Source organism: Arthrobacter sp. StoSoilB20, assembly GCF_019977295.1.
Lineage (GTDB): Bacteria > Actinomycetota > Actinomycetes > Actinomycetales > Micrococcaceae > Arthrobacter > Arthrobacter nicotinovorans_A.
In genome coordinates, this window is the sequence record NZ_AP024651.1 from 4,328,663 (window position 1) to 4,353,177 (window position 24,515).

Consider the following 24,515-nt stretch of genomic DNA (forward strand, 5'->3'; position numbering starts at 1 on the left):
GTCCCTTCAAGGCGTTCGCCGAAGAGTAATTACTTCTTCTTGGCGACAGCAGCCTTCAGCTTGGAGCCAGCGGTCAGCTTGACGCTGTGGCCGGCTGCGATCTGGATGGTCTCGCCGGTCTGCGGGTTGCGACCGGTGCGGGCTGCACGGTCGGTGCGCTCAACTGCGAGCCAGCCCGGGATGGTGATCTTTTCGCCAGCGGCGACAGAAGTCTCGAAAACTTCGAACAGTGCATCGAGCACGGAGTTGACTGCTGCCTGGCTGGTGCCAGCCTTGCCTGCTACCTCTGCAACGAGTTCACTACGGTTCTTAGCCATTTACGTCCTCCTGGACTCATACGTTTTTGAGCTTTCAAGCGGAATGCGAGCAAGCCACTGTTCGAAAACTTACCAGCTTGGGCTGACATGGCCAGCAAATTCCGCGTGTTTCCGCGCCTTTTTGACCAAAATCACCGGATTTTCGCGGTTTTTAGGGGTGCTTTACGCCCTTGGCGTACCCTAGGGCCCCGGCCGGCCCCGCAGTGTGCCCCGTCAGGACAGGATGCGCTGGAACAGAACGTGGTCCTGCCACCCTCCCGCAATCTGAAGGTAGGACCGCGCAACGCCGATCTTCTCAAAGCCGGACCGCCGCAGCACTGCCTGGGAACCTGCGTTGTGAAGCAACGTGGCGGCTTGGATCCTATGAAGACCAAGCTCCTCATCGGCCATCGATACGACGGCGGCCACCGAAGCCGATGCGTGGCCCCTGCCGACGCATTCCGCATCGATCCAGTAGCCCAGGTTGGCACTCTGGAAAGGGCCGCGAACAATGCCCGTGAGCGTGATCGCCCCCTGGATACCACGGCTGCCGATGATGACCCACGACACTTCGCGACCGGCTGTAGAGTGCTCCACCTTGGCCCGCAAGACAGTTTCCTGACCCTTCACCGTGAAAAACTCTTCAGTGCGGACTGGCTCCCAAGGAGCCAAATGGCTGCGGTTGCGCACGTAGGCAGCGGCCATTTCCGGGGCGTCGGACAGCTCAAGCTGGCGTAAGTGCAGCTCTTCACCGCTTCCCCCGACCACCCTTGTGGACACCCTTCTTGTCAGATTCATCCCCAGACTCTACCGGCAGTAGTCCTGCCAATTGCGCCTGCATCTCCAGGGTGGTAGTTTTCGGTTGATCGTGAACTTTTGACAGGAGGTGGGACCCATGAACGCTGTACCAATAGTGGGCGCTCCCTCCAGTCCACGATCCCGCGGCTGAACCAGTCGCCATCAGGAGCGCCTTAACCCGCATTTCGCGAAAGGCACTCCCATGAATACTTCACCTTCTTCGTCCCAGTACGGGAACCCGACGGCGGCACCCAAGACGGCGGGGCACTTGCTGTCAGCCCTTTCCCAACCCGCGGAATCCCAGCCCGCCGAGTCCCGTCCGGGGGCCGATGCCGGACCGCTGACCCGGAATTCCAGCAATGAAAAGCGTGCCCTGGTCCTCGGGGGCGGTGGATCCACAGGCAATGCATGGCTGATTGGGGTCATTGCAGGTCTTCTGGAGGCGGGGCTGGATGTCACCAGGGCCGACGTGACCGTTGGCACTTCTGCCGGTTCCACAGCAGCCGCCCAGTTGGCCGGCGCAACGCCAATCGGACTTTTCAATGCGATAGTCGAAGCTCCGACGCAGCAACGCGGGGGCACTGTGGGATCGGGACCGGTTGGTGCCGGGGCCAAACCCGTAGTGGACCACATGCAACGAACCAGCAACATCATGAACGATTCCACAGACATGGCGGATATGCGCCGGAGGTTGGGCGCAGCAGCAATCGAGATGGCCGAAGCCATGGAGGGGTCCAGCGACCGGTGGCGGGCCACGGTCGCAACCCGGCTCCCCAGCAAGGAATGGCCGGAACAGTCCATCCTCCTGACCGCAGTCGATGCCCGAACGGGCGACCCCGTGGTTTTCCACCGCGGGAGCGGTGTGGACCTGGTCGACGCTGTGGCAGCCAGTTGTGCCAGCGGTTTTGCCTACAGCATAGGCAATAACCAGTACATCGACGGCGGCTACCGTACCAACGCTGAGAACGCTGACTTGGCTGCCGGCCATGGAAGAGTCCTCGTGCTGGCTCCCTTCGGCGGACGCACCCGGACGCCGAAGGCATGGGGCATGCATCTCGCTGGCCAGGTTGAAACGCTGCGCTTAGCGGGCAGCATGGTAGAGACGGTCTTCCCGGACGCTGATTCCGAGCACTTGTTCGGCGTCAATGCCATGGACCTGTCCCTCAGGCCTGCCGCAGCCACAGCTGGCTACCTGCAGGGCAAGGCCTTGGCGGCGCGCCTGGCAGGGTTCTGGGCCTAGAGAAGGCCCGGGCCGGCCGTCCTCCAATTTATGGAGGCCACGCAGAATGATTACTGCGTGGCCCAGCCGGTGCTTGATGTAGTGCCTGGCTGGTGTTGTGGTGGTTAAAGGGGAAGAGCCCCGACCTGTGGTCGGGGCTCTTGCCTTAATGGTTGTCCGGCGGTGTCCTACTCTCCCACACCCTCCCGGGTGCAGTACCATCGGCGCTGTGGGTCTTAGCTTCCGGGTTCGGAATGGGACCGGGCGTTTCCCCCACGCTATGACCGCCGTAACCTTTTTACCCGTCCCGGACTGGCCGGACACCCTGTGTTGGGGGTGTGGTTGTCCTGGGTGGGAAGTTTGTGGTTACAACTGTGGTGCTTGGTTGTTATTCAGTTGTTTGGTTCCTGTGAACGGTTGTTGTTCGGGAACCACATAGTGGACGCGTGCAGTGTGTTGTGTGGTGTAAGTTGTTGGCCTATTAGTACCGGTCAGCTTCACGAGTCTTTAGTCCTCGCTTCCACATCCGGCCTATCAACCCAGTGGTCTGGCTGGGGGCCTCTCACACATAATGTGTATGGAAATCTCATCTTGAAGCGAGCTTCCCGCTTAGATGCTTTCAGCGGTTATCCCATCCGAACGTAGCTAATCAGCGATGCACTTGGCAGTACAACTGACACACCAGAGGTTCGTCCGTCCCGGTCCTCTCGTACTAAGGACAGCCCTTCTCAAATTTCCTGCGCGCGCAGCGGATAGGGACCGAACTGTCTCACGACGTTCTAAACCCAGCTCGCGTACCGCTTTAATGGGCGAACAGCCCAACCCTTGGGACCTACTCCAGCCCCAGGATGCGACGAGCCGACATCGAGGTGCCAAACCATGCCGTCGATATGGACTCTTGGGCAAGATCAGCCTGTTATCCCCGAGGTACCTTTTATCCGTTGAGCGACGGCCATTCCACAATGTACCGCCGGATCACTAGTCCCGACTTTCGTCCCTGCTTGAGATGTCTCTCTCACAGTCAAGCTCCCTTGTGCACTTACACTCGACACCTGATTGCCAACCAGGCTGAGGGAACCTTTGGGCGCCTCCGTTACTTTTTAGGAGGCAACCGCCCCAGTTAAACTACCCATCAGGCACTGTCCCTGACCCGGATCACGGGCCGAAGTTAGATGTCCAAAGTGACCAGAGTGGTATTTCAACGATGACTCCACCCGAACTGGCGTCCGGGTTTCAACGTCTCCCACCTATCCTACACAAGCCACTCCGAACACCAATACCAAACTATAGTAAAGGTCTCGGGGTCTTTCCGTCCTGCTGCGCGTAACGAGCATCTTTACTCGTACTGCAATTTCGCCGAGTTTATGGTTGAGACAGCGGGGAAGTCGTTACTCCATTCGTGCAGGTCGGAACTTACCCGACAAGGAATTTCGCTACCTTAGGATGGTTATAGTTACCACCGCCGTTTACTGGGGCTTAAATTCTCAGCTTCGCCACCGAAGTGGCTAACCGGTCCTCTTAACCTTCCAGCACCGGGCAGGAGTCAGTCCGTATACATCGTCTTGCGACTTCGCACGGACCTGTGTTTTTAGTAAACAGTCGCTTCCCCCTGGTCTCTGCGGCCCACACCCGCTCACGGAGAGCAAGTCTCCATCACGGGGCAGGCCCCCCTTCTCCCGAAGTTACGGGGGCATTTTGCCGAGTTCCTTAACCATAATTCTCTCGATCGCCTTGGTATTCTCTACCTGATCACCTGTGTCGGTTTGGGGTACGGGCGGCTAAAACCTCGCGTCGATGCTTTTCTTGGCAGCATAGGATCACCGGATCCCCCCTTACGGGAGTCCCATCAGATCTCAGGCACGTGCTCGAAGCACACAGGAACGGATTTGCCTATCCCTGACCCTACATCCTTAGACCGGGGCAACCATCGCCCGGCCCGGCTACCTTCCTGCGTCACACCTGTTAATACGCTTACCTCCCAGGATCAGGTCCCGCGCTCGGCCAAAACCCACAACACCACAAGGGTGAGCGGGCAGGCTCCGGGCGGTTAGTATCCCCCGCTTGGCATGGGCGGTTTTTCGCCGGTACGGGAATATCAACCCGTTGTCCATCGACTACGCCTGTCGGCCTCGCCTTAGGTCCCGACTTACCCAGGGCAGATTAGCTTGACCCTGGAACCCTTGATCATTCGGCGGACGGGTTTCTCACCCGTCTTTCGCTACTCATGCCTGCATTCTCACTCGTGTAGGCTCCACCGCTGGTTTACACCGCGACTTCACTGCCCACACGACGCTCCCCTACCACTCCACACCCCTGAACCACGAAGGCTAGGGCAATGTGTGAAATCCACAACTTCGGCGGTGTACTTGAGCCCCGCTACATTGTCGGCGCGGAATCACTTGACCAGTGAGCTATTACGCACTCTTTCAAGGATGGCTGCTTCTAAGCCAACCTCCTGGTTGTCTTCGCAACTCCACATCCTTTCCCACTTAGCACACGCTTAGGGGCCTTAGTTGGTGGTCTGGGCTGTTTCCCTCTCGACTATGAAGCTTATCCCCCACAGTCTCACTGCTGCGCTCTCACTTACCGGCATTCGGAGTTTGGCTGACGTCAGTAACCTTGTAGGGCCCATCGGCCATCCAGTAGCTCTACCTCCGGCAAGAAACACGCAACGCTGCACCTAAATGCATTTCGGGGAGAACCAGCTATCACGGAGTTTGATTGGCCTTTCACCCCTACCCACAGCTCATCCCCTCCATTTTCAACTGAAGTGGGTTCGGTCCTCCACGACGTCTTACCGTCGCTTCAACCTGGCCATGGGTAGATCACTCCGCTTCGGGTCTAGATCACGCCACTACACTCGCCCTATTCAGACTCGCTTTCGCTACGGCTACCCCACACGGGTTAACCTCGCGACGTAACACTAACTCGCAGGCTCATTCTTCAAAAGGCACGCCGTCACCAGAATCAGACTGGCTCCGACGGATTGTAAGCACACGGTTTCAGGTACTGTTTCACTCCCCTCCCGGGGTACTTTTCACCTTTCCCTCACGGTACTGGTCCGCTATCGGTCATTAGGAAGTATTTAGGCTTATCAGGTGGTCCTGACAGATTCGCACGGGATTTCTCGGGCCCCGTGCTACTTGGGATACTCTCCAGGCTGCACACAACATTACGGTTACGGGGCTCACACCCTCTCTGGCCGGCCTTTCAAGACCGTTCACCTATGCACGCACATCACCCCACTGGTCCGGCAGAACCAGAACGGAAAGTCCCACAACCCCGCCCATGCAACGCCCGCCGGCTATCACACATGGAAACGGTTTAGCCTGATCCGCGTTCGCTCGCCACTACTAACGGAATCACTATTGTTTTCTCTTCCTGCGGGTACTGAGATGTTTCACTTCCCCGCGTTCCCCCCACGCACCCTATGTGTTCAGATGCGGGTCACACAATCACCTCACAGCGTTGTGCGGGGTTTCCCCATTCGGACATCCTGGGATCAACGCTCGGTTATCAACTCCCCCAGGCTTATCGCAGATTCCTACGTCCTTCTTCGGCTCCTAATGCCAAGGCATCCACCGTGTGCCCTTAAAAACTTGACCACACAAGATCAAAAACTTACTCGAGAGAACCACGACCACAAGGGCCAGGTTCATTCATAAGAAATTGCTGTAGAAACACACACACCAACCACCCCCACCCACCCAAAAAAGGGAAGGACAAAAGGATAATCAGCCACCGTGCATGTTTCAGATGCTCGCGTCCACTATGTAGTTCTCAAACAACAACCCCATCAACCAGCCCCCCACCCACCACAACCCACACACCAACATGCACGGACCATGACAAACAGACAAGGAAAACCGGAAGCAGGAACAAAAGAAACACCAGAAGATGCCCCCCTGCATTGCTGCAAAAAGGTCCTGTTGCCTCAGGACCCAACAGTGCGCCAAACACAACCCACCAACCACGCCCCAGCAGCGTTCCACACACCCCACACCCCCCAAAAGAAGGACACAAGATGCCGTACTAACACCAGGACACAACCAGCAAAGGCCATGCCAAAAAATGATTTGTTGATATTCCACCCATGAGCACCCACCGCAGAACAAACGCCTGCGCAATGGGCAACACTGGCAACCCGTCATCCACCCATGCAGGCAAACAACACGACTGCTAGCAGCTCCTTAGAAAGGAGGTGATCCAGCCGCACCTTCCGGTACGGCTACCTTGTTACGACTTAGTCCCAATCGCCGGTCCCACCTTCGACGGCTCCCCCCACAAGGGTTAGGCCACCGGCTTCGGGTGTTACCAACTTTCGTGACTTGACGGGCGGTGTGTACAAGGCCCGGGAACGTATTCACCGCAGCGTTGCTGATCTGCGATTACTAGCGACTCCGACTTCATGGGGTCGAGTTGCAGACCCCAATCCGAACTGAGACCGGCTTTTTGGGATTAGCTCCACCTCACAGTATCGCAACCCTTTGTACCGGCCATTGTAGCATGCGTGAAGCCCAAGACATAAGGGGCATGATGATTTGACGTCGTCCCCACCTTCCTCCGAGTTGACCCCGGCAGTCTCCTATGAGTCCCCGCCATAACGCGCTGGCAACATAGAACGAGGGTTGCGCTCGTTGCGGGACTTAACCCAACATCTCACGACACGAGCTGACGACAACCATGCACCACCTGTAAACCGACCGCAAGCGGGGCACCTGTTTCCAGGTATTACCGGTTCATGTCAAGCCTTGGTAAGGTTCTTCGCGTTGCATCGAATTAATCCGCATGCTCCGCCGCTTGTGCGGGCCCCCGTCAATTCCTTTGAGTTTTAGCCTTGCGGCCGTACTCCCCAGGCGGGGCACTTAATGCGTTAGCTACGGCGCGGAAAACGTGGAATGTCCCCCACACCTAGTGCCCAACGTTTACGGCATGGACTACCAGGGTATCTAATCCTGTTCGCTCCCCATGCTTTCGCTCCTCAGCGTCAGTTACAGCCCAGAGACCTGCCTTCGCCATCGGTGTTCCTCCTGATATCTGCGCATTTCACCGCTACACCAGGAATTCCAGTCTCCCCTACTGCACTCTAGTCTGCCCGTACCCACTGCAGAACCGGAGTTGAGCCCCGGTCTTTCACAGCAGACGCGACAAACCGCCTACGAGCTCTTTACGCCCAATAATTCCGGATAACGCTTGCGCCCTACGTATTACCGCGGCTGCTGGCACGTAGTTAGCCGGCGCTTCTTCTGCAGGTACCGTCACTTTCGCTTCTTCCCTACTGAAAGAGGTTTACAACCCGAAGGCCGTCATCCCTCACGCGGCGTCGCTGCATCAGGCTTGCGCCCATTGTGCAATATTCCCCACTGCTGCCTCCCGTAGGAGTCTGGGCCGTGTCTCAGTCCCAGTGTGGCCGGTCACCCTCTCAGGCCGGCTACCCGTCGTCGCCTTGGTGGGCCATTACCCCACCAACAAGCTGATAGGCCGCGAGTCCATCCAAAACCACAAAAGCTTTCCACCCCCCACCATGCGATGAGGAGTCATATCCGGTATTAGACCCAGTTTCCCAGGCTTATCCCAGAGTCAAGGGCAGGTTACTCACGTGTTACTCACCCGTTCGCCACTAATCCCCCAGCAAGCTGGGATCATCGTTCGACTTGCATGTGTTAAGCACGCCGCCAGCGTTCATCCTGAGCCAGGATCAAACTCTCCGTTGAAGTAAAACAAATCAAACAGACACAACCACACCCACCGGAAATAACGACAGGACGCGGCTGCACAAAATTCGAAACCAGCTGAAAACCAGACCACCACACACGGGGGTGCGCAGCAATCCGGCCATAATTTCAACCAATCAATAAAACAATCGGCATCAACAAACTTGGCACACTATTGAGTTCTCAAACAACAGACCCCCCAAAACATCACCCACAGCACACCACACAAAGCAGCGCACCCAACAGGGCCATTGGAAAAGAAGAGTTATTTTTGGCCGCCTACCGAACCGTACACACCTTCCGGCTTTCCGTTTCGCACCCGGCGACTCAGAAAACAATACACGCCCCCAACCCCCAACGCAAATCCACCCCCACACACCACCCCACCCACACCCAACCACCCCCACAACCCCCACCAAACCGCCGTCGAACACCAACCCCCACCAACCCGCCGGGGGCCTGTCACTCCGAGGTTTCAGGCATTTCAAAATGCCGGTGCAGCCCATCGTCGAGGAACCGCATGATGGAATCGATCTTGTCTGCCCCGGGAGACGGTTCAATGACCACCAACCCCCTGGCCCTGTCCTCCAGGTAACAGACGAACGCCGGCCTGCCACCCGCCCGGACTGCTGCCAAAGTGTACGGTCCGCCGGGCCGCCCATCAGCACTCGCACGCAGGAATCGCCCCACCGCATCCCGTCCCACGTAGCACTCAGAGGCAGGAGGCATGGCCAACCAGCACTGATCGGTAAGGAGCTCGAGGACTGCATCAATGTCATCGCGGGAGAAAGCATCCGCAAATCTGCGGGCAATATCCTGCTGGTCCTCTTCGCTGGATACCTGGGAAGAGGAAGGCCGGGTGGACCGGGCCCGCTGCAGGAGACCTTTCGCCGCTGTTGCACCTATCGAAAGCAACTCTGCAGCTTCAGCAATCGTGAACTCCAGCACATCGCAAAGCAGCAGCACCGCGGCTTGACGCGGCGGCATCCTTTGAAGGGCGACAACGAATGCGAGCTGAATGGTCTCCCGATGGACAGCCTGCACAGCCGGATCAACCTGGTCGACCAACGCATCGGGGTACGGCTGCAAGTGAGCTAAATCAAAACTGCCGGAGGGATCCGGTGGCTCGAAAGGAGGCAAAGGGGCAGTGCGGGGCCGCCGGCTTCTATCCCTTACAGAATTGAGCGCACGATTGGTGGCAATTCGATACAGCCAGGTGCGCAAAGACGAGCGGCCGGCAAATTCCGGCAAGCCCCGCCACGCAGCAAGCAAAGCCTCCTGCAGTACGTCGTCCGCCTCGTCAAAAGAGCCCGTGATCCTATAGCAGTGCAGATGAAGCTCCCGGCGATACGGCCCGACAAGGGAAGCGAAGGCCAGCTCATCGCCGGCCCTGGCAGCCTCCAATTCAGGTGACATCACGCTTCAATCTTGGCATGCCTCCCCCATCAGCGTTCCGATCAACTGAACTCTGGTGTCTATACGGGGGTCAGCAACTTTGAAAGGAACCACACCATGTCCACTGAACCTGACGGAGCCCTCGAGATCGCAATTGCGTACCACCGCGCCTGGACATCCGGCGATATGAACTCGGCAGTGCAGTACCTGGCCGCGGATGTCAGCTGCTACGCTCCCGCAGGCACCATGACCGGCCAGGCCGAGGTCCGGGCATTTATGGAGCCCTTTGCCGAATCGCTTACGAGCTCTACTCTCTACGCAGCCTATGGCAGCAACGACGAAGCGATCCTCATGTATGACACAGCAAATCACTTTGTTCCGACCGCGCCAGGTGCGGAGCTGTATCGACTGCGGGACGGTCTCATCGTCGAGATCCGAATCGTCTTCGATCGCCTGCCCTTCGCCTTGGCGCGCGGCGACGTAGTGATGAAGCCACGACGATCAGACATGGCGCCGCTTGGAGGGTCAGAGCGGGGCGGTCCGTGAAACGGGTGGTCCGTGTTGTGGTGGTTAAATGGGGAAGAGCCCCGACCTGTGGTCGGGGCTCTTGCCTAATGTGTGTCCGGCGGTGTCCTACTCTCCCACACCCTCCCGGGTGCAGTACCATCGGCGCTGTGGGTCTTAGCTTCCGGGTTCGGAATGGGACCGGGCGTTTCCCCCACGCTATGACCGCCGTAACCTTTTTACCCGTCCCGGACTGACCGGACACCCTGTGTTGGGGGTGTGGTTGTCCTGGGTGGGAAGTTTGTGGTTACAACTGTGGTGCTTGGTTGTTATTCAGTTGTTTGGTTCCTGTGAACGGTTGTTGTTCGGGAACCACATAGTGGACGCGTGCAGTGTGTTGTGTGGTGTAAGTTGTTGGCCTATTAGTACCGGTCAGCTTCACGAGTCTTTAGTCCTCGCTTCCACATCCGGCCTATCAACCCAGTGGTCTGGCTGGGGGCCTCTCACACATAATGTGTATGGAAATCTCATCTTGAAGCGAGCTTCCCGCTTAGATGCTTTCAGCGGTTATCCCATCCGAACGTAGCTAATCAGCGATGCACTTGGCAGTACAACTGACACACCAGAGGTTCGTCCGTCCCGGTCCTCTCGTACTAAGGACAGCCCTTCTCAAATTTCCTGCGCGCGCAGCGGATAGGGACCGAACTGTCTCACGACGTTCTAAACCCAGCTCGCGTACCGCTTTAATGGGCGAACAGCCCAACCCTTGGGACCTACTCCAGCCCCAGGATGCGACGAGCCGACATCGAGGTGCCAAACCATGCCGTCGATATGGACTCTTGGGCAAGATCAGCCTGTTATCCCCGAGGTACCTTTTATCCGTTGAGCGACGGCCATTCCACAATGTACCGCCGGATCACTAGTCCCGACTTTCGTCCCTGCTTGAGATGTCTCTCTCACAGTCAAGCTCCCTTGTGCACTTACACTCGACACCTGATTGCCAACCAGGCTGAGGGAACCTTTGGGCGCCTCCGTTACTTTTTAGGAGGCAACCGCCCCAGTTAAACTACCCATCAGGCACTGTCCCTGACCCGGATCACGGGCCGAAGTTAGATGTCCAAAGTGACCAGAGTGGTATTTCAACGATGACTCCACCCGAACTGGCGTCCGGGTTTCAACGTCTCCCACCTATCCTACACAAGCCACTCCGAACACCAATACCAAACTATAGTAAAGGTCTCGGGGTCTTTCCGTCCTGCTGCGCGTAACGAGCATCTTTACTCGTACTGCAATTTCGCCGAGTTTATGGTTGAGACAGCGGGGAAGTCGTTACTCCATTCGTGCAGGTCGGAACTTACCCGACAAGGAATTTCGCTACCTTAGGATGGTTATAGTTACCACCGCCGTTTACTGGGGCTTAAATTCTCAGCTTCGCCACCGAAGTGGCTAACCGGTCCTCTTAACCTTCCAGCACCGGGCAGGAGTCAGTCCGTATACATCGTCTTGCGACTTCGCACGGACCTGTGTTTTTAGTAAACAGTCGCTTCCCCCTGGTCTCTGCGGCCCACACCCGCTCACGGAGAGCAAGTCTCCATCACGGGGCAGGCCCCCCTTCTCCCGAAGTTACGGGGGCATTTTGCCGAGTTCCTTAACCATAATTCTCTCGATCGCCTTGGTATTCTCTACCTGATCACCTGTGTCGGTTTGGGGTACGGGCGGCTAAAACCTCGCGTCGATGCTTTTCTTGGCAGCATAGGATCACCGGATCCCCCCTTACGGGAGTCCCATCAGATCTCAGGCACGTGCTCGAAGCACACAGGAACGGATTTGCCTATCCCTGACCCTACATCCTTAGACCGGGGCAACCATCGCCCGGCCCGGCTACCTTCCTGCGTCACACCTGTTAATACGCTTACCTCCCAGGATCAGGTCCCGCGCTCGGCCAAAACCCACAACACCACAAGGGTGAGCGGGCAGGCTCCGGGCGGTTAGTATCCCCCGCTTGGCATGGGCGGTTTTTCGCCGGTACGGGAATATCAACCCGTTGTCCATCGACTACGCCTGTCGGCCTCGCCTTAGGTCCCGACTTACCCAGGGCAGATTAGCTTGACCCTGGAACCCTTGATCATTCGGCGGACGGGTTTCTCACCCGTCTTTCGCTACTCATGCCTGCATTCTCACTCGTGTAGGCTCCACCGCTGGTTTACACCGCGACTTCACTGCCCACACGACGCTCCCCTACCACTCCACACCCCTGAACCACGAAGGCTAGGGCAATGTGTGAAATCCACAACTTCGGCGGTGTACTTGAGCCCCGCTACATTGTCGGCGCGGAATCACTTGACCAGTGAGCTATTACGCACTCTTTCAAGGATGGCTGCTTCTAAGCCAACCTCCTGGTTGTCTTCGCAACTCCACATCCTTTCCCACTTAGCACACGCTTAGGGGCCTTAGTTGGTGGTCTGGGCTGTTTCCCTCTCGACTATGAAGCTTATCCCCCACAGTCTCACTGCTGCGCTCTCACTTACCGGCATTCGGAGTTTGGCTGACGTCAGTAACCTTGTAGGGCCCATCGGCCATCCAGTAGCTCTACCTCCGGCAAGAAACACGCAACGCTGCACCTAAATGCATTTCGGGGAGAACCAGCTATCACGGAGTTTGATTGGCCTTTCACCCCTACCCACAGCTCATCCCCTCCATTTTCAACTGAAGTGGGTTCGGTCCTCCACGACGTCTTACCGTCGCTTCAACCTGGCCATGGGTAGATCACTCCGCTTCGGGTCTAGATCACGCCACTACACTCGCCCTATTCAGACTCGCTTTCGCTACGGCTACCCCACACGGGTTAACCTCGCGACGTAACACTAACTCGCAGGCTCATTCTTCAAAAGGCACGCCGTCACCAGAATCAGACTGGCTCCGACGGATTGTAAGCACACGGTTTCAGGTACTGTTTCACTCCCCTCCCGGGGTACTTTTCACCTTTCCCTCACGGTACTGGTCCGCTATCGGTCATTAGGAAGTATTTAGGCTTATCAGGTGGTCCTGACAGATTCGCACGGGATTTCTCGGGCCCCGTGCTACTTGGGATACTCTCCAGGCTGCACACAACATTACGGTTACGGGGCTCACACCCTCTCTGGCCGGCCTTTCAAGACCGTTCACCTATGCACGCACATCACCCCACTGGTCCGGCAGAACCAGAACGGAAAGTCCCACAACCCCGCCCATGCAACGCCCGCCGGCTATCACACATGGAAACGGTTTAGCCTGATCCGCGTTCGCTCGCCACTACTAACGGAATCACTATTGTTTTCTCTTCCTGCGGGTACTGAGATGTTTCACTTCCCCGCGTTCCCCCCACGCACCCTATGTGTTCAGATGCGGGTCACACAATCACCTCACAGCGTTGTGCGGGGTTTCCCCATTCGGACATCCTGGGATCAACGCTCGGTTATCAACTCCCCCAGGCTTATCGCAGATTCCTACGTCCTTCTTCGGCTCCTAATGCCAAGGCATCCACCGTGTGCCCTTAAAAACTTGACCACACAAGATCAATAAACTTACTCGAGAGAACCACGACCACAAGGGCCAGGTTCATTCATAAGAAATTGCTGTAGAAACACACACACCAACCACCCCCACCCACCCCAAAGGGAAGGACAAAAGGATAATCAGCCACCGTGCATGTTTCAGATGCTCGCGTCCACTATGTAGTTCTCAAACAACAACCCCATCAACCAGCCCCCCACCCACCACAACCCACACACCAACGTGCACGGACCATGACAAACAGACAAGGAAAACCGGAAGCAGGAACAAAAGAAACACCAGAAGATGCCCCCCTGCATTGCTGCAAAAAGGTCCTGTTGCCTCAGGACCCAACAGTGCGCCAAACACAACCCACCAACCACGCCCCAGCAGCGTTCCACACACCCCACACCCCCCAAAAGAGGACACAAGATGCCGTACTAACACCAGGACACAACCAGCAAAGGCCATGCCAAAAAAATGATTTGTTGATATTCCACCCATGAGCACCCACCGCAGAACAAACGCCTGCGCAATGGGCAACACTGGCAACCCGTCATCCACCCATGCAGGCAAACAACACGACTGCTAGCAGCTCCTTAGAAAGGAGGTGATCCAGCCGCACCTTCCGGTACGGCTACCTTGTTACGACTTAGTCCCAATCGCCGGTCCCACCTTCGACGGCTCCCCCCACAAGGGTTAGGCCACCGGCTTCGGGTGTTACCAACTTTCGTGACTTGACGGGCGGTGTGTACAAGGCCCGGGAACGTATTCACCGCAGCGTTGCTGATCTGCGATTACTAGCGACTCCGACTTCATGGGGTCGAGTTGCAGACCCCAATCCGAACTGAGACCGGCTTTTTGGGATTAGCTCCACCTCACAGTATCGCAACCCTTTGTACCGGCCATTGTAGCATGCGTGAAGCCCAAGACATAAGGGGCATGATGATTTGACGTCGTCCCCACCTTCCTCCGAGTTGACCCCGGCAGTCTCCTATGAGTCCCCGCCATAACGCGCTGGCAACATAGAACGAGGGTTGCGCTCGTTGCGGGACTTAACCCAACATCTCACGACACGAGCTGACGACAACCATGCACCACCTGTAAACCGACCGCAAGCGGGGCACCTGTTTCCAGGTATTACCGGTTCATGTCAAGCCTTGGTAAGGTTCTTCGCGTTGCATCGAATTAATCCGCATGCTCCGCCGCTTGTGCGGGCCCCCGTCAATTCCTTTGAGTTTTAGCCTTGCGGCCGTACTCCCCAGGCGGGGCACTTAATGCGTTAGCTACGGCGCGGAAAACGTGGAATGTCCCCCACACCTAGTGCCCAACGTTTACGGCATGGACTACCAGGGTATCTAATCCTGTTCGCTCCCCATGCTTTCGCTCCTCAGCGTCAGTTACAGCCCAGAGACCTGCCTTCGCCATCGGTGTTCCTCCTGATATCTGCGCATTTCACCGCTACACCAGGAATTCCAGTCTCCCCTACTGCACTCTAGTCTGCCCGTACCCACTGCAGAACCGGAGTTGAGCCCCGGTCTTTCACAGCAGACGCGACAAACCGCCTACGAGCTCTTTACGCCCAATAATTCCGGATAACGCTTGCGCCCTACGTATTACCGCGGCTGCTGGCACGTAGTTAGCCGGCGCTTCTTCTGCAGGTACCGTCACTTTCGCTTCTTCCCTACTGAAAGAGGTTTACAACCCGAAGGCCGTCATCCCTCACGCGGCGTCGCTGCATCAGGCTTGCGCCCATTGTGCAATATTCCCCACTGCTGCCTCCCGTAGGAGTCTGGGCCGTGTCTCAGTCCCAGTGTGGCCGGTCACCCTCTCAGGCCGGCTACCCGTCGTCGCCTTGGTAGGCCATTACCCCACCAACAAGCTGATAGGCCGCGAGTCCATCCAAAACCACAAAAGCTTTCCACCCCCCACCATGCGATGAGGAGTCATATCCGGTATTAGACCCAGTTTCCCAGGCTTATCCCAGAGTCAAGGGCAGGTTACTCACGTGTTACTCACCCGTTCGCCACTAATCCCCCAGCAAGCTGGGATCATCGTTCGACTTGCATGTGTTAAGCACGCCGCCAGCGTTCATCCTGAGCCAGGATCAAACTCTCCGTTGAAGTAAAACAAATCAAACAGACACAACCACACCCACCGGAAATAACGACAGGACGCGGCTGCACAAAATTCGAAACCAGCTGAAAACCAGACCACCACACACGGGGGTGCGCAGCAATCCGGCCATAATTTCAACCAATCAATAAAACAATCGGCATCAACAAACTTGGCACACTATTGAGTTCTCAAACAACAGACACTACCGGCACCACCCACACCCACCAGGGTCCAGGATCGCTCCGGAGCAACTTTTCAAACTTACCCGATCAACCAGAACTTCGCAAATCAACGTTTCCGCGATTTCCGGTCCAGTCTCCGGCCCCACCCGACACAAGCACGCCCGGAAGCGCACCATTTTTCAGGCTGTTATCAAAAGGGGTTCGGCCTCCGCGGTTCCCAGCTCCAAGCTGTCTCACTCGCGGCGACTCAGAAGACATTACACGCCCACGGGCACCGGCACAAATCACCCCCAACATCAACCAAAACCCGCGCCAACACAGGCCAAAAGGACCCACAAACCCCTCAAACAAAGCAGAATCCGCCCAAAACAACCCAAGTGAAGCCCATCACAAACCCAAGCGACCCCAAACCCCACTCCCGCAACCCGGGGGACGTGAGAGAGGATCCGGCCCCAACCCCCGGGGAAGTGAAAGAGCGTCGGAGGTCACCCGGCAGCGCGCGCCCAAAGGAAGAACGACCAAGGGCACCAAGGAAGACCCCCATCCAACCAACAGCCACCCCCAACCCGGGGGGACCTGAGAGAGGATGCGGCCCCAAACCCGGGGGAAGTGAAAGAGCGTCGAAGGGCATCCGGCAGCGCGCGCTCAAGGAAGACCCCCCGCCCAGCCAACAGCCACCCGGCAACCCAGGGGGACGTGAGAGAGGATCCGGCGGCAACCCCGGGGGACGTGAGAGAGGATCCGGCCCCAACCCAGGGGGAAGTGAGAGAGCGATCAATCCCAACCCCGGGGGAAGTGCGAGAGCGTCGGAAGGGGCGGCGGTCGTCCGGCAGCGCGCATCCAAAGGAGCAACGACCAAGCGCACCAAGGAAGACCCGCCCAGCCAACAGCCACCCCGCAACCCAGGGGACGTGAGAGAGGATCCGGCCCAACCCCGGGGGACCTGAGAGAGGATCCGGCCCCAACCCCGGGGGACCTGAGAGAGGATCCGCCCCCAACCCCGGGGGAAGTGCGAGAGCGTCGGAAGGGGCGGCGGTCGTCCGGCAGCGCGCGTCAAAGCGACGAAGGAGCAGCGCGCCGAGGACGACCGCCGCACCAACCCGCAACCAGCAGCCCAGCCACAACTCCCCCGCCCAACCAGCAACCACACCCACTCGCCACTCCGCCGCCCCAACCAGCAACCAACCCCCCGCGAACACGCGCTTAAACGCAAAAAAGGCCGGCAACCATAACGGTTGCCGGCCTTTTCAGGGCTTCGTGATTACCAGGAAGACTTGGTGATGCCCGGGAGCTCACCACGGTGAGCCATGTCGCGGAAGCGAACACGGGAGATACCGAACTTCTGGAGCGTGCCACGGGGACGGCCGTCGATCTGGTCGCGGTTACGCAGACGGATCGGGGAGGCGTTGCGGGGCAGCTTCTGCAGGCCGAGGCGGGCAGCTTCGCGTGCTTCGTCAGTCGCGTTGGGGTCAACCAGGGTCTTCTTCAGTTCGAGACGCTTGGCAGCGTAACGCTCAACAATGACCTTGCGCTGCTCGTTGCGAGCAATCTTTGACTTCTTTGCCATGTGTTTAGCGCTCCTCTCGGAATTCGACGTGCTGGCGGATCTTGGGGTCGTACTTCTTCAGGACCAGACGGTCCGGGTCGTTACGACGGTTCTTGCGGGTTACGTAGGTGTAACCCGTGCCCGCGGTGGACTTCAGCTTGATGATCGGACGTACGTCCTTGTCCTTTGCCATTAGAGCTTTACTCCTCGTGCCAGGATGTCAGCAACGACTGAGTCGATGCCGCGTACGTCGATGGTCTTGATGCCACGGGCTGACAGGGTCAGCGTGACATTACGGCGCAGGGACGGAACCCAGTAGCGCTTCTTCTGAATGTTCGGATCGAACCGGCGCTTGTTGCGACGGTGCGAGTGCGAAATGCTGTGTCCAAAGCCCGGCTCGGCTCCGGTCACTTGGCAGTGTGCTGCCATGACTCTCCTCCAAAGATTGAATGTAACGGCGTGCAGATGTTCCTGCGTTACCGTGCGACAGGCAGCGTCCGCATCCGGGTCCAAACCATTTCGGTAGTTTCCGCAGCAAGTGCGGCGAAGAAGGTTGGCCTCAGGGCCGGACAGTGATGAACACTGGAACAGGTCCTGGGATACCGGGCGAATACAGGAATGCACGCAACTTGAGCCCCTAACTACCGGCCACCGGGATGTCGGGAAAACCGACAGTCACCAACAACCGGAGCAATTGCACACGAACCGCACTACCTAGCGCCTAACTATTCTACGGGTCAGGCCAAATTAAGACCAATCCGGCATCATACGCCTCTTATAGCTCTTTCACAGCAGAACGAAAGGATGCGGGGCGAGTCTTAGGACATGACCTCGCTACTGACCCCGAAATCGACGACGGAAGGCACCCAGGTGCCGGTCCCGCGGAAGGCGCAGACCGCCGTCGAGCGCTTCCGTCCCCAAGCACGTCGGCGGCTGGCCCGGGCCGATATCCTGGGTTTCCTTGCATGGTCTTCAGGTGCTGCGGCGGTGGCACTGTGGTTGGCCGACGGCGGCGCCGACGGGTTCTCCTCGTTCGCGGGAACCATGACCGGGTTGGGCATCATGGCCGGCCTGATTGGCATGGACCTTGTGTTGCTGATGCTCTTGTTGGCGGCCCGGATCCCGTTTGTCGACAACGCCATAGGCCACGATCGCGCGCTGGAAGTGCATAAGAAGCTGGGCAAGCCCGCCCTTTATCTGCTGTTGGCACACGGGCTGCTGCTGGTGATCGGATACGGCGCAGCTGAAGGACTGGACCCACTCAGTGAGGCGGTGTCGCTGTGGACCAGCGTCCCAGACATGTGGCTTGCATTCGTCTCCATGGCACTCTTCATCGCAGTGGTGGTTTCGTCGCTGGTTGCGGTCCGCCGCAAGTACCCATACGAGTTCTGGTACGCGATACACCTGCTGACCTATGCCGCAGTGGGAACGGCAATCCCCCACCAGTTCAGCGTCGGCGGGCTCTTCGCCGAGGGCACCTGGCAGCGCTGGTATTGGCTGGCGCTCTGCGTCTTTACCGGCGCAGCCCTCCTCTTCTACCGGGTGTACCAACCGCTGGCCTCCAGTTTCCGGCATCAGCTCACCGTCAGCCGGGTGGTCCGCGTTTCCGCGGACGTTTTCAGCATCGAGATGACCGGCCGCAACCTTGGGCGGTTGTCCGGTACAGGTGGTCGCTTTTTCTTCTGGCGCTTCCTGGCATCGGGCCACTGGTGGCAGCCGCACCCGTTCAGCCTGTCCGCGGAACCATTTCCCGGATCGGCCACGGCTCCGGGGAAGTTGCGGATCACCGTCCGAAACCTCGGCGACGGCTCTGCCCGGCTCGCCCAGATCAAGCCCGGCACCAAGGTAGCTGTTGAAGGACCCTACGGACTCTTCAGCACCGCCGCGCGGTCCAGGAACAAAGTGGTGATGATCGGTGCAGGCATTGGCATCACCCCCTTGCGGTCTCTGCTGGAGTCAACCCCCTTCGAACCGGGCAGCGCAACGGTCCTGCTTCGCGGCCACGACGAATCCGAGCTCTTCCTCGGCCACGAAATCATGGCCCTTTGCCAGGCACGGGGCGCAACGCTCCACCATCTGACCGGTCCTCGATCCGCGGGGCACCACTCGTGGCTTCCTGAACCGGCCGTCCAGTCCGGGTTCACGCTCACCTCCTACGTCCCCGGAATCGCGGACGCCGATGTGTACGTCTGTGGTCCAACCCTTTGGGCCGATTCCCTCATCCGGGACGTGCAAGCGGCCGGCGTCCCCGCAGAGCAACTCCACTACGAAAGGTTTGACTGGTGAGAATACGGGCAGCACTGGCAACCGCGGTTGCGTCGGCGGGCATCCTCCTTGCCGGGTGGCAGTCCGGCGCGCACGTGGCCGAAACCGGCACGGCGACCACCACCAGCCTGAGCAGCAGTTCCATCACAGGCGGCGCCAGCGGCGACGGCTCCGGAAACACAGGCAGCGGCGGCAGTGGAAATACAGGCAGCAGCGCCGGCGGCAACAGCGGCGGTAGCGGCACCGGCAGCAGCGCCGGCGGCAACAGCGGCGGCAGCGGCACCGGCAGCACCGGCACCGGCAATCAAGGAACCAGCACGACGGCGGCCACGTACGACGGCGCGTCAGTCCAGACACGCTTCGGTACAGTCCAGGTCCAGGTGACAATCCAGGACGGCAGGATCACTGAGGTCACGGCGTTGCAGCTCACTGATGCGGAACGGAAGTCAGCCCAGATCAGCAGCCGTGCAGCCCCGGTGCTGCGGTCCGAAGTCCTTCAAGCCCAGTCAGCCAATGTCCAGACCATCGGCGGGGCCACAGTGACCAGCGACGCCTACCTCACTTCCCTCCAGGCAGCCCTCGATGCAGCCAACTTCTAGCGGAAAACAGCTGCGTGCGCGGACGTTCCGCAGCATGGGCACTGTGGTGAGCCTGACGGTGGCGGGCAGCACCTGGGCCGATGCCGCGCAGGACGAATTGGAGTCCGCCGTCGAGGTTGTTCAGGGAGTTTTCACCGAGTTGGACCGCACATTCAGCCTGTACCGGCCCGCTTCCGAAGCGAGCAGGCTGGCCCGTGGTGAACTCACATTGGCTTACGCATCCGGGAGTATGCAGGACCTTTACGCCGAGGCCTCGGAATGGCGTTTGGCGACAGAGGGTGCTTTCAGCGCAGAACGTCCGGACGGCATTTTGGACCTCTCGGGAATCGTGAAAGCCCACGCTGCCCGCGAAGCGGCTCTATCCCTGGGTGCGCTGGGGCTGCACAACTGGTGCTTGAACGCCGGCGGGGATGTGCTGGTCAGCGGACACCCTGGACACGCCACACAGGAGCCATGGCTCACCGGGATTGTGGATCCGCTGGATCGACGGGCTCTGCTGGGCGCCTTCCCGTTGGAATCGGCAAACGCCCTGGCTACTTCGGGCTCGGCGGAACGGGGCCACCACATTTGGGCCGTCGGCGGGAACAGGTCCGGGTTCATCCAGGTCTCAGTCGCGGCAGCGGATATTGTGACAGCCGACGTGTTGGCGACTGCAATCGTGGCAGGCGGCACGCGGACGTTGGATCAAGCCGTTGAAAGATGGGGCGTGGGCGTGCTTGCGGTCAACTCCGACGGGACTTTGCTGGCCACGCCGGAGTTTCGGGCCGCGGCGTAAGCCGTCCGCGGCCTTGAGGAAGCGAGGCCAAAAGCACTGGGGTCCTAAAGCGGCCGGATGAGTTCGGGGTACTTGGGGCTGAGGCTGTCCCCGGAAGATACTCCCCGCAGGCGGCGCGATACCCAGGGAGCCGCAGATTCCTTGACCCACCGGGCATTGGCCTTCAACGTTTCCACCCGGTTGGCCAAACGGATGGGCGCAAGTTCCGGCACCTCGATCGCGTGCTCGTGCTCCAGGACATCGAGCACCCGCCTTGCCATGTTCACGTGGCCGGCGGTGGACATGTGCATCCGGTCCTCTCCCCAGAGGCGCCAGTCGTCGTACTCGTCAAAGCGCCAGTAATCCACCAGCAAGGCTCCGTGGTCCTCGGCGATTTCGCGGACCAGTTCGTTGTAGATCGCGGTGCGGCCACGCATGGCGCTGAAGACTTTCGAGCCCTTGGCGTCAAAGCCCGTGAAGAGGACCACGGTGGCGCCCGTCGCGCTTAACTTGGCGATACCGGCGTCGTACTCCTCAAGAAGCGAGTCAATATCGATCTTGGGCCGAAGGATGTCGTTCGCCCCTGCGTAAAGGGTCACCAACGTAGGTTTCATGGCGACGGCGGCATCCACCTGTTCAGCCATGATCTGGCGGAGCTTCCGGCCGCGAATGGCGAGGTTGGCGTACCCGAAGTCCTCGTTGGTGCGGGCCAACTGTCCGGCCAGGACATCAGCCCAGCCGCGGACACCGTTGGGACGGCCGGGATCGTCGTCTCCGACACCCTCAGTGAACGAGTCCCCCAGGGCAACGTAACGGGCAGAAAAATCCATGCCGTCAGTCTGCCACTTCAACGTCCGGGGCTACAAAGCACCGCTGGAGCGGGTCACGAGTCACGGAGGATCCAGTGGTTGTTGTCCAGGCGGGCCACAATTTTCTCACCGATCCGGGCGAGGTCCGCCACGTCGTCCGGCGTCAGGGAATCCAGCATCAGGGTCCGCACGGATTCCACATGTCCCGGTGCGAGGTCGACGATCGTTGCCATGCCGGCTTCGGTGAGGTGCGCAACGGTCACCCGGGCGTCACCGGGATGCGCCTGCCGCTCCACCCAGCCACGTTTCTGCAACTTGGTCACCACGTGGGACAAGCGCGACAGGGAGGCACTCGTACGCGCGGCAAGTTCGCTCATGGGAAGGTACCGGCCCTCCGTTTCGGAGAGCATTGCCAACACGTTGTAGTCAAAAAGGGACAGTTTGCCGGCCGACTGAAGCTGGGTGTCCAACGCCGAGGGAAGCAAGGTGTTGATGCTCAGCAGGGCCAGCCAGGCACGGCGTTCGTCGGCGTTCAGCCAGCGGGGTTGAGTCATGAACCCATCTTAGGAGAATTCACAGCTTCCTTAGGTCCGCGCTCGGGCCCAACCGATAGGCTGACGGCATGTTCGTAGTCTCACTGACCTACAAAGTTCCCGACGAAATCGTCGACTTCCACCGCCAGGGCCATATGGCCTGGCTTAAGGACGCGTTCGACGCCGGTGTCTTCCTTGCGTCCGGACGTCGCGTCCCAGCCACGGGCGGCGTGCTGCTGTCCAAAGTGGACCGGGCAACCCTGGATGCTTCCCTGGCGCAGGACCCGTTCTACAGCAACGGTGTAGCCGAATTTGAGATCATCGAATTCACGGCAACCAGCGTGGCGGAAGGCTACGAGAACCTGCTGGACAGCTGAGGGACCCGCGCTTTCGCATCGGCCATCCCCAGCCGCTCGGGTAGCACCACCGGCATGAGGTCAGGCCACCGCGCGCCCACGTGATCGCCGCTGGATACGCCGCGAAGCCGGCGTGATAACCAAGGCCCGACGTCGCGCCTCAGCCAAGCGGCGTCGTCGGCGATGTTTTCCGTAAAGGTCCGCGGACGGGGAGCTGCGAGCACAGGTGTCTCGAGCGAGTGAGGCGAACCAAGGACCTCGAGGACTTTTTTGGCCATATAGCTGTGGCCCGGAGTGGACATGTGCAATCGGTCCGGGGCCCACATCCGCTGATCCTGGAACTTCTCAAAGCACCAGTAATCCACCAGCAACGTTCCGTATTCAGCCGCGATGCGCCGAATGCTGCGGTTGTAGGTTGCCGTGCGGACCTTGAGCGGCTCCAGCAAGGGCGAAAGAGGAACGTTGTAACCCGTAAACAGCAGGACCGTGGCTCCACTGGCCACGATCCTCTGCACTGCATCCTCATAAGTCCGGATGAGCCTGCTCAGGTTGGGCCTTGCCATGAGCAGGTCATTGCCGCCGGCATAGAAGCTGACAAGTGTGGGTTTCATGGCCAGCGCAGGATCGATTTGTTCGTCAATGATCTGTTGGAGCCGGCGGCCGCGGATGGCCAGGTTGGAGTATCGGACGGATTGGTCCTGCCGCGCCAGTTCTTCGGCCACCCTGTCTGCCCAGCCCCGGCAGTTGTTGGGAAGCCTGGGGTCGGGGTCGCCTACGCCTTCGGTAAACGAGTCTCCGAGGGCGACAAACCTGAGCTGGTCCGTCACTTGGTCTGTTCCGTCATTGGGTCTGCTCCCTCACTTGGTCTGCTCCGTCACTCGGTGGCCTCTTCCATGAGCTTTTTCAAGCCGCCCTTCCGCGGGACCTCGACGGGGTGGGGCCAGCGCGGGCTCAGTGTGTCGCCTAGGGTGACCCCGCGCAGTTTCCGGCCGAACAGCGGGACCACCCAGTCGTTGACCCAGCGTCGCTGCTTCCGTTCCCATTCACGGACGGAAATGCGGGTGGGCGGATCCCACTCCTTTGGGGAGATCTTGTGTGGGACGTTGAGGTGGTCCAAAACCTGGGCGGCCAAATATTTGTGGCCCGCCTTGGACATGTGGAGCCGGTCCGGGGCCCACATCCGCGAGTCCTTGTAGGCATCGAAGCACCAATAGTCCACAAGGACTGCGCCGTAAGTGGCGGCGATCTCACGAACCCTTTGGTTGTAAAGGGTGTTGCGCTTCTTGAAGGGCTCCAGGACCGCCGAAACCTTGACGTCGAACCCCGTGAAGAGGACCAAGGTGGCACCGGTTTCGCTCAACCGGGCAACCAGCGACTCATAGTCTCTGAGGAGTGCGTCCATGTCGGTGCCAAAATCGAGGATGTCGTTGCCGCCGGCGTAAAGCGTGATGAGCGTTGGCTCCATGGCAAGCGCCGGTTCGAGTTGTTCATCGATGACGTGCCGGAGCCTCTTACTGCGCACAGCCAGATTGGCGTACTCCCAGCCGGGCTGCGCCTTAGCCAACTTCTCGGCCACCCGGTCGGCCCATCCGCGCACCCCGTTCGGCAGGACTTTGCTCGGGTCCCCCACGCCCTCGGTGAAGGAGTCACCGAGGGCGACAAACCGCCGTCGAGCCCTGCTCCCAACCCCGGATTCCTCCCGCACCCCACCGAAGCTACCGGCCCCCGGTTACGCCAGAGCCAACCCCAAGTGAACAAGCCAAGGGGGAAGTGATAGAGCGTCGGCCGCTATCACAGGAGAAGTGATAGAGCGTCGCCCCCAAACACGGGGGAAGTGAAAGAGCGTCGCCCCCAAGCACGGGGGAAGAGATAGAGCGTCGGCGCCAAGCAAGGGGG

16 protein-coding genes and 6 rRNA genes are annotated in these 24,515 nt (G+C 59.2%); 6 read left to right on the forward strand and 16 right to left on the reverse strand.

The window, feature by feature from the left end; genetic code table 11:
- Positions 1 to 29: 29 nt before the first annotated feature.
- Both LDN85_RS19705 and LDN85_RS19710 read right to left on the reverse strand, forming a co-directional pair.
- Positions 30 to 317, reverse strand: coding sequence for an HU family DNA-binding protein (locus tag LDN85_RS19705; RefSeq protein ID WP_011776355.1), 288 nt, complete (start codon positions 315 to 317; stop codon positions 30 to 32).
- A 213-nt stretch (positions 318 to 530) separates the two neighbouring features.
- Positions 531 to 1,094, reverse strand: a complete 564-nt coding sequence (locus LDN85_RS19710) for a GNAT family N-acetyltransferase (RefSeq protein WP_223943911.1) — start codon at positions 1,092 to 1,094, stop codon at positions 531 to 533.
- Between the two features lie 202 nt (positions 1,095 to 1,296).
- Here LDN85_RS19710 and LDN85_RS19715 point away from each other — a divergent pair, with 202 nt between their 5' ends.
- Entirely contained in the window at positions 1,297 to 2,334 is a 1,038-nt protein-coding gene (locus tag LDN85_RS19715; protein ID WP_081733458.1) for a patatin-like phospholipase family protein, read from the forward strand.
- Between the two features lie 154 nt (positions 2,335 to 2,488).
- On the opposite strand, the gene rrf (LDN85_RS19720) is transcribed toward LDN85_RS19715, so the two are convergent.
- The 4 genes from rrf (LDN85_RS19720) to LDN85_RS19735 all read right to left on the reverse strand — a co-directional run bounded on the left by rrf (LDN85_RS19720) (position 2,489) and on the right by LDN85_RS19735 (position 9,443).
- Positions 2,489 to 2,605, reverse strand: a 5S ribosomal RNA gene (gene rrf / locus LDN85_RS19720).
- A gap of 168 nt (positions 2,606 to 2,773) precedes the next feature.
- Positions 2,774 to 5,918 (reverse strand): 23S ribosomal RNA (locus tag LDN85_RS19725).
- Between the two features lie 589 nt (positions 5,919 to 6,507).
- Positions 6,508 to 8,027, reverse strand: a 16S ribosomal RNA gene (locus LDN85_RS19730).
- The 16S, 23S and 5S rRNA genes sit together here, the layout of an rRNA operon.
- Positions 8,028 to 8,489: 462 nt before the next feature.
- Entirely contained in the window at positions 8,490 to 9,443 is a 954-nt protein-coding gene (locus LDN85_RS19735; RefSeq protein WP_223945500.1) for an RNA polymerase subunit sigma-70, read from the reverse strand.
- A gap of 96 nt (positions 9,444 to 9,539) precedes the next feature.
- Between LDN85_RS19735 and LDN85_RS19740 the strand changes: the two genes are divergently transcribed.
- The gene (locus tag LDN85_RS19740) at positions 9,540 to 9,968 is read left to right on the forward strand and encodes a nuclear transport factor 2 family protein (protein ID WP_223943912.1); all 429 of its coding nucleotides are present in this window, start codon (positions 9,540 to 9,542) and stop codon (positions 9,966 to 9,968) included.
- Between the two features lie 74 nt (positions 9,969 to 10,042).
- Here LDN85_RS19740 and rrf (LDN85_RS19745) read toward each other — a convergent pair.
- The 6 genes from rrf (LDN85_RS19745) to rpmB form a co-directional block, all read right to left on the reverse strand.
- Positions 10,043 to 10,159, reverse strand: a 5S ribosomal RNA gene (gene rrf, locus LDN85_RS19745).
- A gap of 168 nt (positions 10,160 to 10,327) precedes the next feature.
- A 23S ribosomal RNA gene (locus tag LDN85_RS19750) occupies positions 10,328 to 13,472 on the reverse strand.
- A gap of 588 nt (positions 13,473 to 14,060) precedes the next feature.
- Positions 14,061 to 15,580, reverse strand: a 16S ribosomal RNA gene (locus tag LDN85_RS19755).
- Between the two features lie 1,438 nt (positions 15,581 to 17,018).
- Entirely contained in the window at positions 17,019 to 17,324 is a 306-nt protein-coding gene (gene rpsN, locus LDN85_RS19760) for a 30S ribosomal protein S14 (protein ID WP_011776360.1), read from the reverse strand.
- Positions 17,325 to 17,328: 4 nt separating this feature from the next.
- Complete coding sequence (rpmG, locus tag LDN85_RS19765) at positions 17,329 to 17,496, reverse strand: 50S ribosomal protein L33 (protein ID WP_003798558.1); 168 nt, start codon at positions 17,494 to 17,496, stop codon at positions 17,329 to 17,331.
- A complete protein-coding gene (rpmB, locus tag LDN85_RS19770) occupies positions 17,496 to 17,732 on the reverse strand; it encodes a 50S ribosomal protein L28 (protein WP_011776361.1) in 237 nt (78 codons plus the stop codon). Before rpmB ends, rpmG begins: the two co-directional genes overlap by 1 nt.
- Before the next feature lie 396 nt (positions 17,733 to 18,128).
- Between rpmB and LDN85_RS19775 the strand changes: the two genes are divergently transcribed.
- From LDN85_RS19775 to LDN85_RS19785, 3 genes are read left to right on the forward strand one after another with little or no spacing between them, the layout of a single operon-like run.
- The gene (locus LDN85_RS19775) at positions 18,129 to 19,589 is read left to right on the forward strand and encodes a ferric reductase-like transmembrane domain-containing protein (RefSeq protein WP_223943913.1); all 1,461 of its coding nucleotides are present in this window, start codon (positions 18,129 to 18,131) and stop codon (positions 19,587 to 19,589) included.
- Positions 19,586 to 20,167 carry an FMN-binding protein gene (locus LDN85_RS19780; protein ID WP_223943914.1) on the forward strand — a complete coding sequence of 194 codons (582 nt, stop codon included), beginning with the start codon at positions 19,586 to 19,588 and terminating at the stop codon, positions 20,165 to 20,167. The genes LDN85_RS19775 and LDN85_RS19780 overlap by 4 nt, the downstream gene beginning before the upstream one ends.
- Complete coding sequence (locus LDN85_RS19785; RefSeq protein WP_223943915.1) at positions 20,151 to 20,942, forward strand: FAD:protein FMN transferase; 792 nt, start codon at positions 20,151 to 20,153, stop codon at positions 20,940 to 20,942. Before LDN85_RS19780 ends, LDN85_RS19785 begins: the two co-directional genes overlap by 17 nt.
- A 44-nt stretch (positions 20,943 to 20,986) precedes the next feature.
- Here the strand turns inward: LDN85_RS19785 and LDN85_RS19790 are convergent, their stop codons facing one another.
- The gene (locus LDN85_RS19790; protein ID WP_026548416.1) at positions 20,987 to 21,751 is read right to left on the reverse strand and encodes an SGNH/GDSL hydrolase family protein; all 765 of its coding nucleotides are present in this window, start codon (positions 21,749 to 21,751) and stop codon (positions 20,987 to 20,989) included.
- 53 nt (positions 21,752 to 21,804) lie between these two features.
- Positions 21,805 to 22,284 carry a MarR family transcriptional regulator gene (locus LDN85_RS19795; protein ID WP_026542716.1) on the reverse strand — a complete coding sequence of 160 codons (480 nt, stop codon included), beginning with the start codon at positions 22,282 to 22,284 and terminating at the stop codon, positions 21,805 to 21,807.
- 68 nt (positions 22,285 to 22,352) lie between these two features.
- Here LDN85_RS19795 and LDN85_RS19800 point away from each other — a divergent pair, with 68 nt between their 5' ends.
- Positions 22,353 to 22,640 carry a YciI family protein gene (locus LDN85_RS19800; RefSeq protein ID WP_223943916.1) on the forward strand — a complete coding sequence of 96 codons (288 nt, stop codon included), beginning with the start codon at positions 22,353 to 22,355 and terminating at the stop codon, positions 22,638 to 22,640.
- Here LDN85_RS19800 and LDN85_RS19805 read toward each other — a convergent pair.
- Entirely contained in the window at positions 22,616 to 23,446 is an 831-nt protein-coding gene (locus LDN85_RS19805; RefSeq protein WP_223943917.1) for an SGNH/GDSL hydrolase family protein, read from the reverse strand. The genes LDN85_RS19800 and LDN85_RS19805 overlap by 25 nt on opposite strands.
- A gap of 47 nt (positions 23,447 to 23,493) precedes the next feature.
- Complete coding sequence (locus tag LDN85_RS19810) at positions 23,494 to 24,324, reverse strand: SGNH/GDSL hydrolase family protein (protein WP_223943918.1); 831 nt, start codon at positions 24,322 to 24,324, stop codon at positions 23,494 to 23,496.
- Positions 24,325 to 24,515 lie beyond the last annotated feature (191 nt).

What these genes read in the sequence shown, in the direction of transcription:
- LDN85_RS19785 (WP_223943915.1), top strand. Translation starts at nt 20,151, where the DNA reads ATGCAGCCAACTTCTAGCGGAAAACAGCTGCGTGCGCGGACGTTCCGC.
- LDN85_RS19795 (WP_026542716.1), bottom strand. Translation starts at nt 22,284, where the DNA reads ATGACTCAACCCCGCTGGCTGAACGCCGACGAACGCCGTGCCTGGCTG.
- LDN85_RS19790 (WP_026548416.1), bottom strand. Translation starts at nt 21,751, where the DNA reads ATGGATTTTTCTGCCCGTTACGTTGCCCTGGGGGACTCGTTCACTGAG.
- rpmG (WP_003798558.1), bottom strand. Translation starts at nt 17,496, where the DNA reads ATGGCAAAGGACAAGGACGTACGTCCGATCATCAAGCTGAAGTCCACC.
- LDN85_RS19800 (WP_223943916.1), top strand. Translation starts at nt 22,353, where the DNA reads ATGTTCGTAGTCTCACTGACCTACAAAGTTCCCGACGAAATCGTCGAC.
- rpmB (WP_011776361.1), bottom strand. Translation starts at nt 17,732, where the DNA reads ATGGCAGCACACTGCCAAGTGACCGGAGCCGAGCCGGGCTTTGGACAC.
- LDN85_RS19715 (WP_081733458.1), top strand. Translation starts at nt 1,297, where the DNA reads ATGAATACTTCACCTTCTTCGTCCCAGTACGGGAACCCGACGGCGGCA.
- LDN85_RS19710 (WP_223943911.1), bottom strand. Translation starts at nt 1,094, where the DNA reads ATGAATCTGACAAGAAGGGTGTCCACAAGGGTGGTCGGGGGAAGCGGT.
- LDN85_RS19735 (WP_223945500.1), bottom strand. Translation starts at nt 9,443, where the DNA reads ATGTCACCTGAATTGGAGGCTGCCAGGGCCGGCGATGAGCTGGCCTTC.
- rpsN (WP_011776360.1), bottom strand. Translation starts at nt 17,324, where the DNA reads ATGGCAAAGAAGTCAAAGATTGCTCGCAACGAGCAGCGCAAGGTCATT.
- LDN85_RS19740 (WP_223943912.1), top strand. Translation starts at nt 9,540, where the DNA reads ATGTCCACTGAACCTGACGGAGCCCTCGAGATCGCAATTGCGTACCAC.
- LDN85_RS19705 (WP_011776355.1), bottom strand. Translation starts at nt 317, where the DNA reads ATGGCTAAGAACCGTAGTGAACTCGTTGCAGAGGTAGCAGGCAAGGCT.
- LDN85_RS19775 (WP_223943913.1), top strand. Translation starts at nt 18,129, where the DNA reads ATGACCTCGCTACTGACCCCGAAATCGACGACGGAAGGCACCCAGGTG.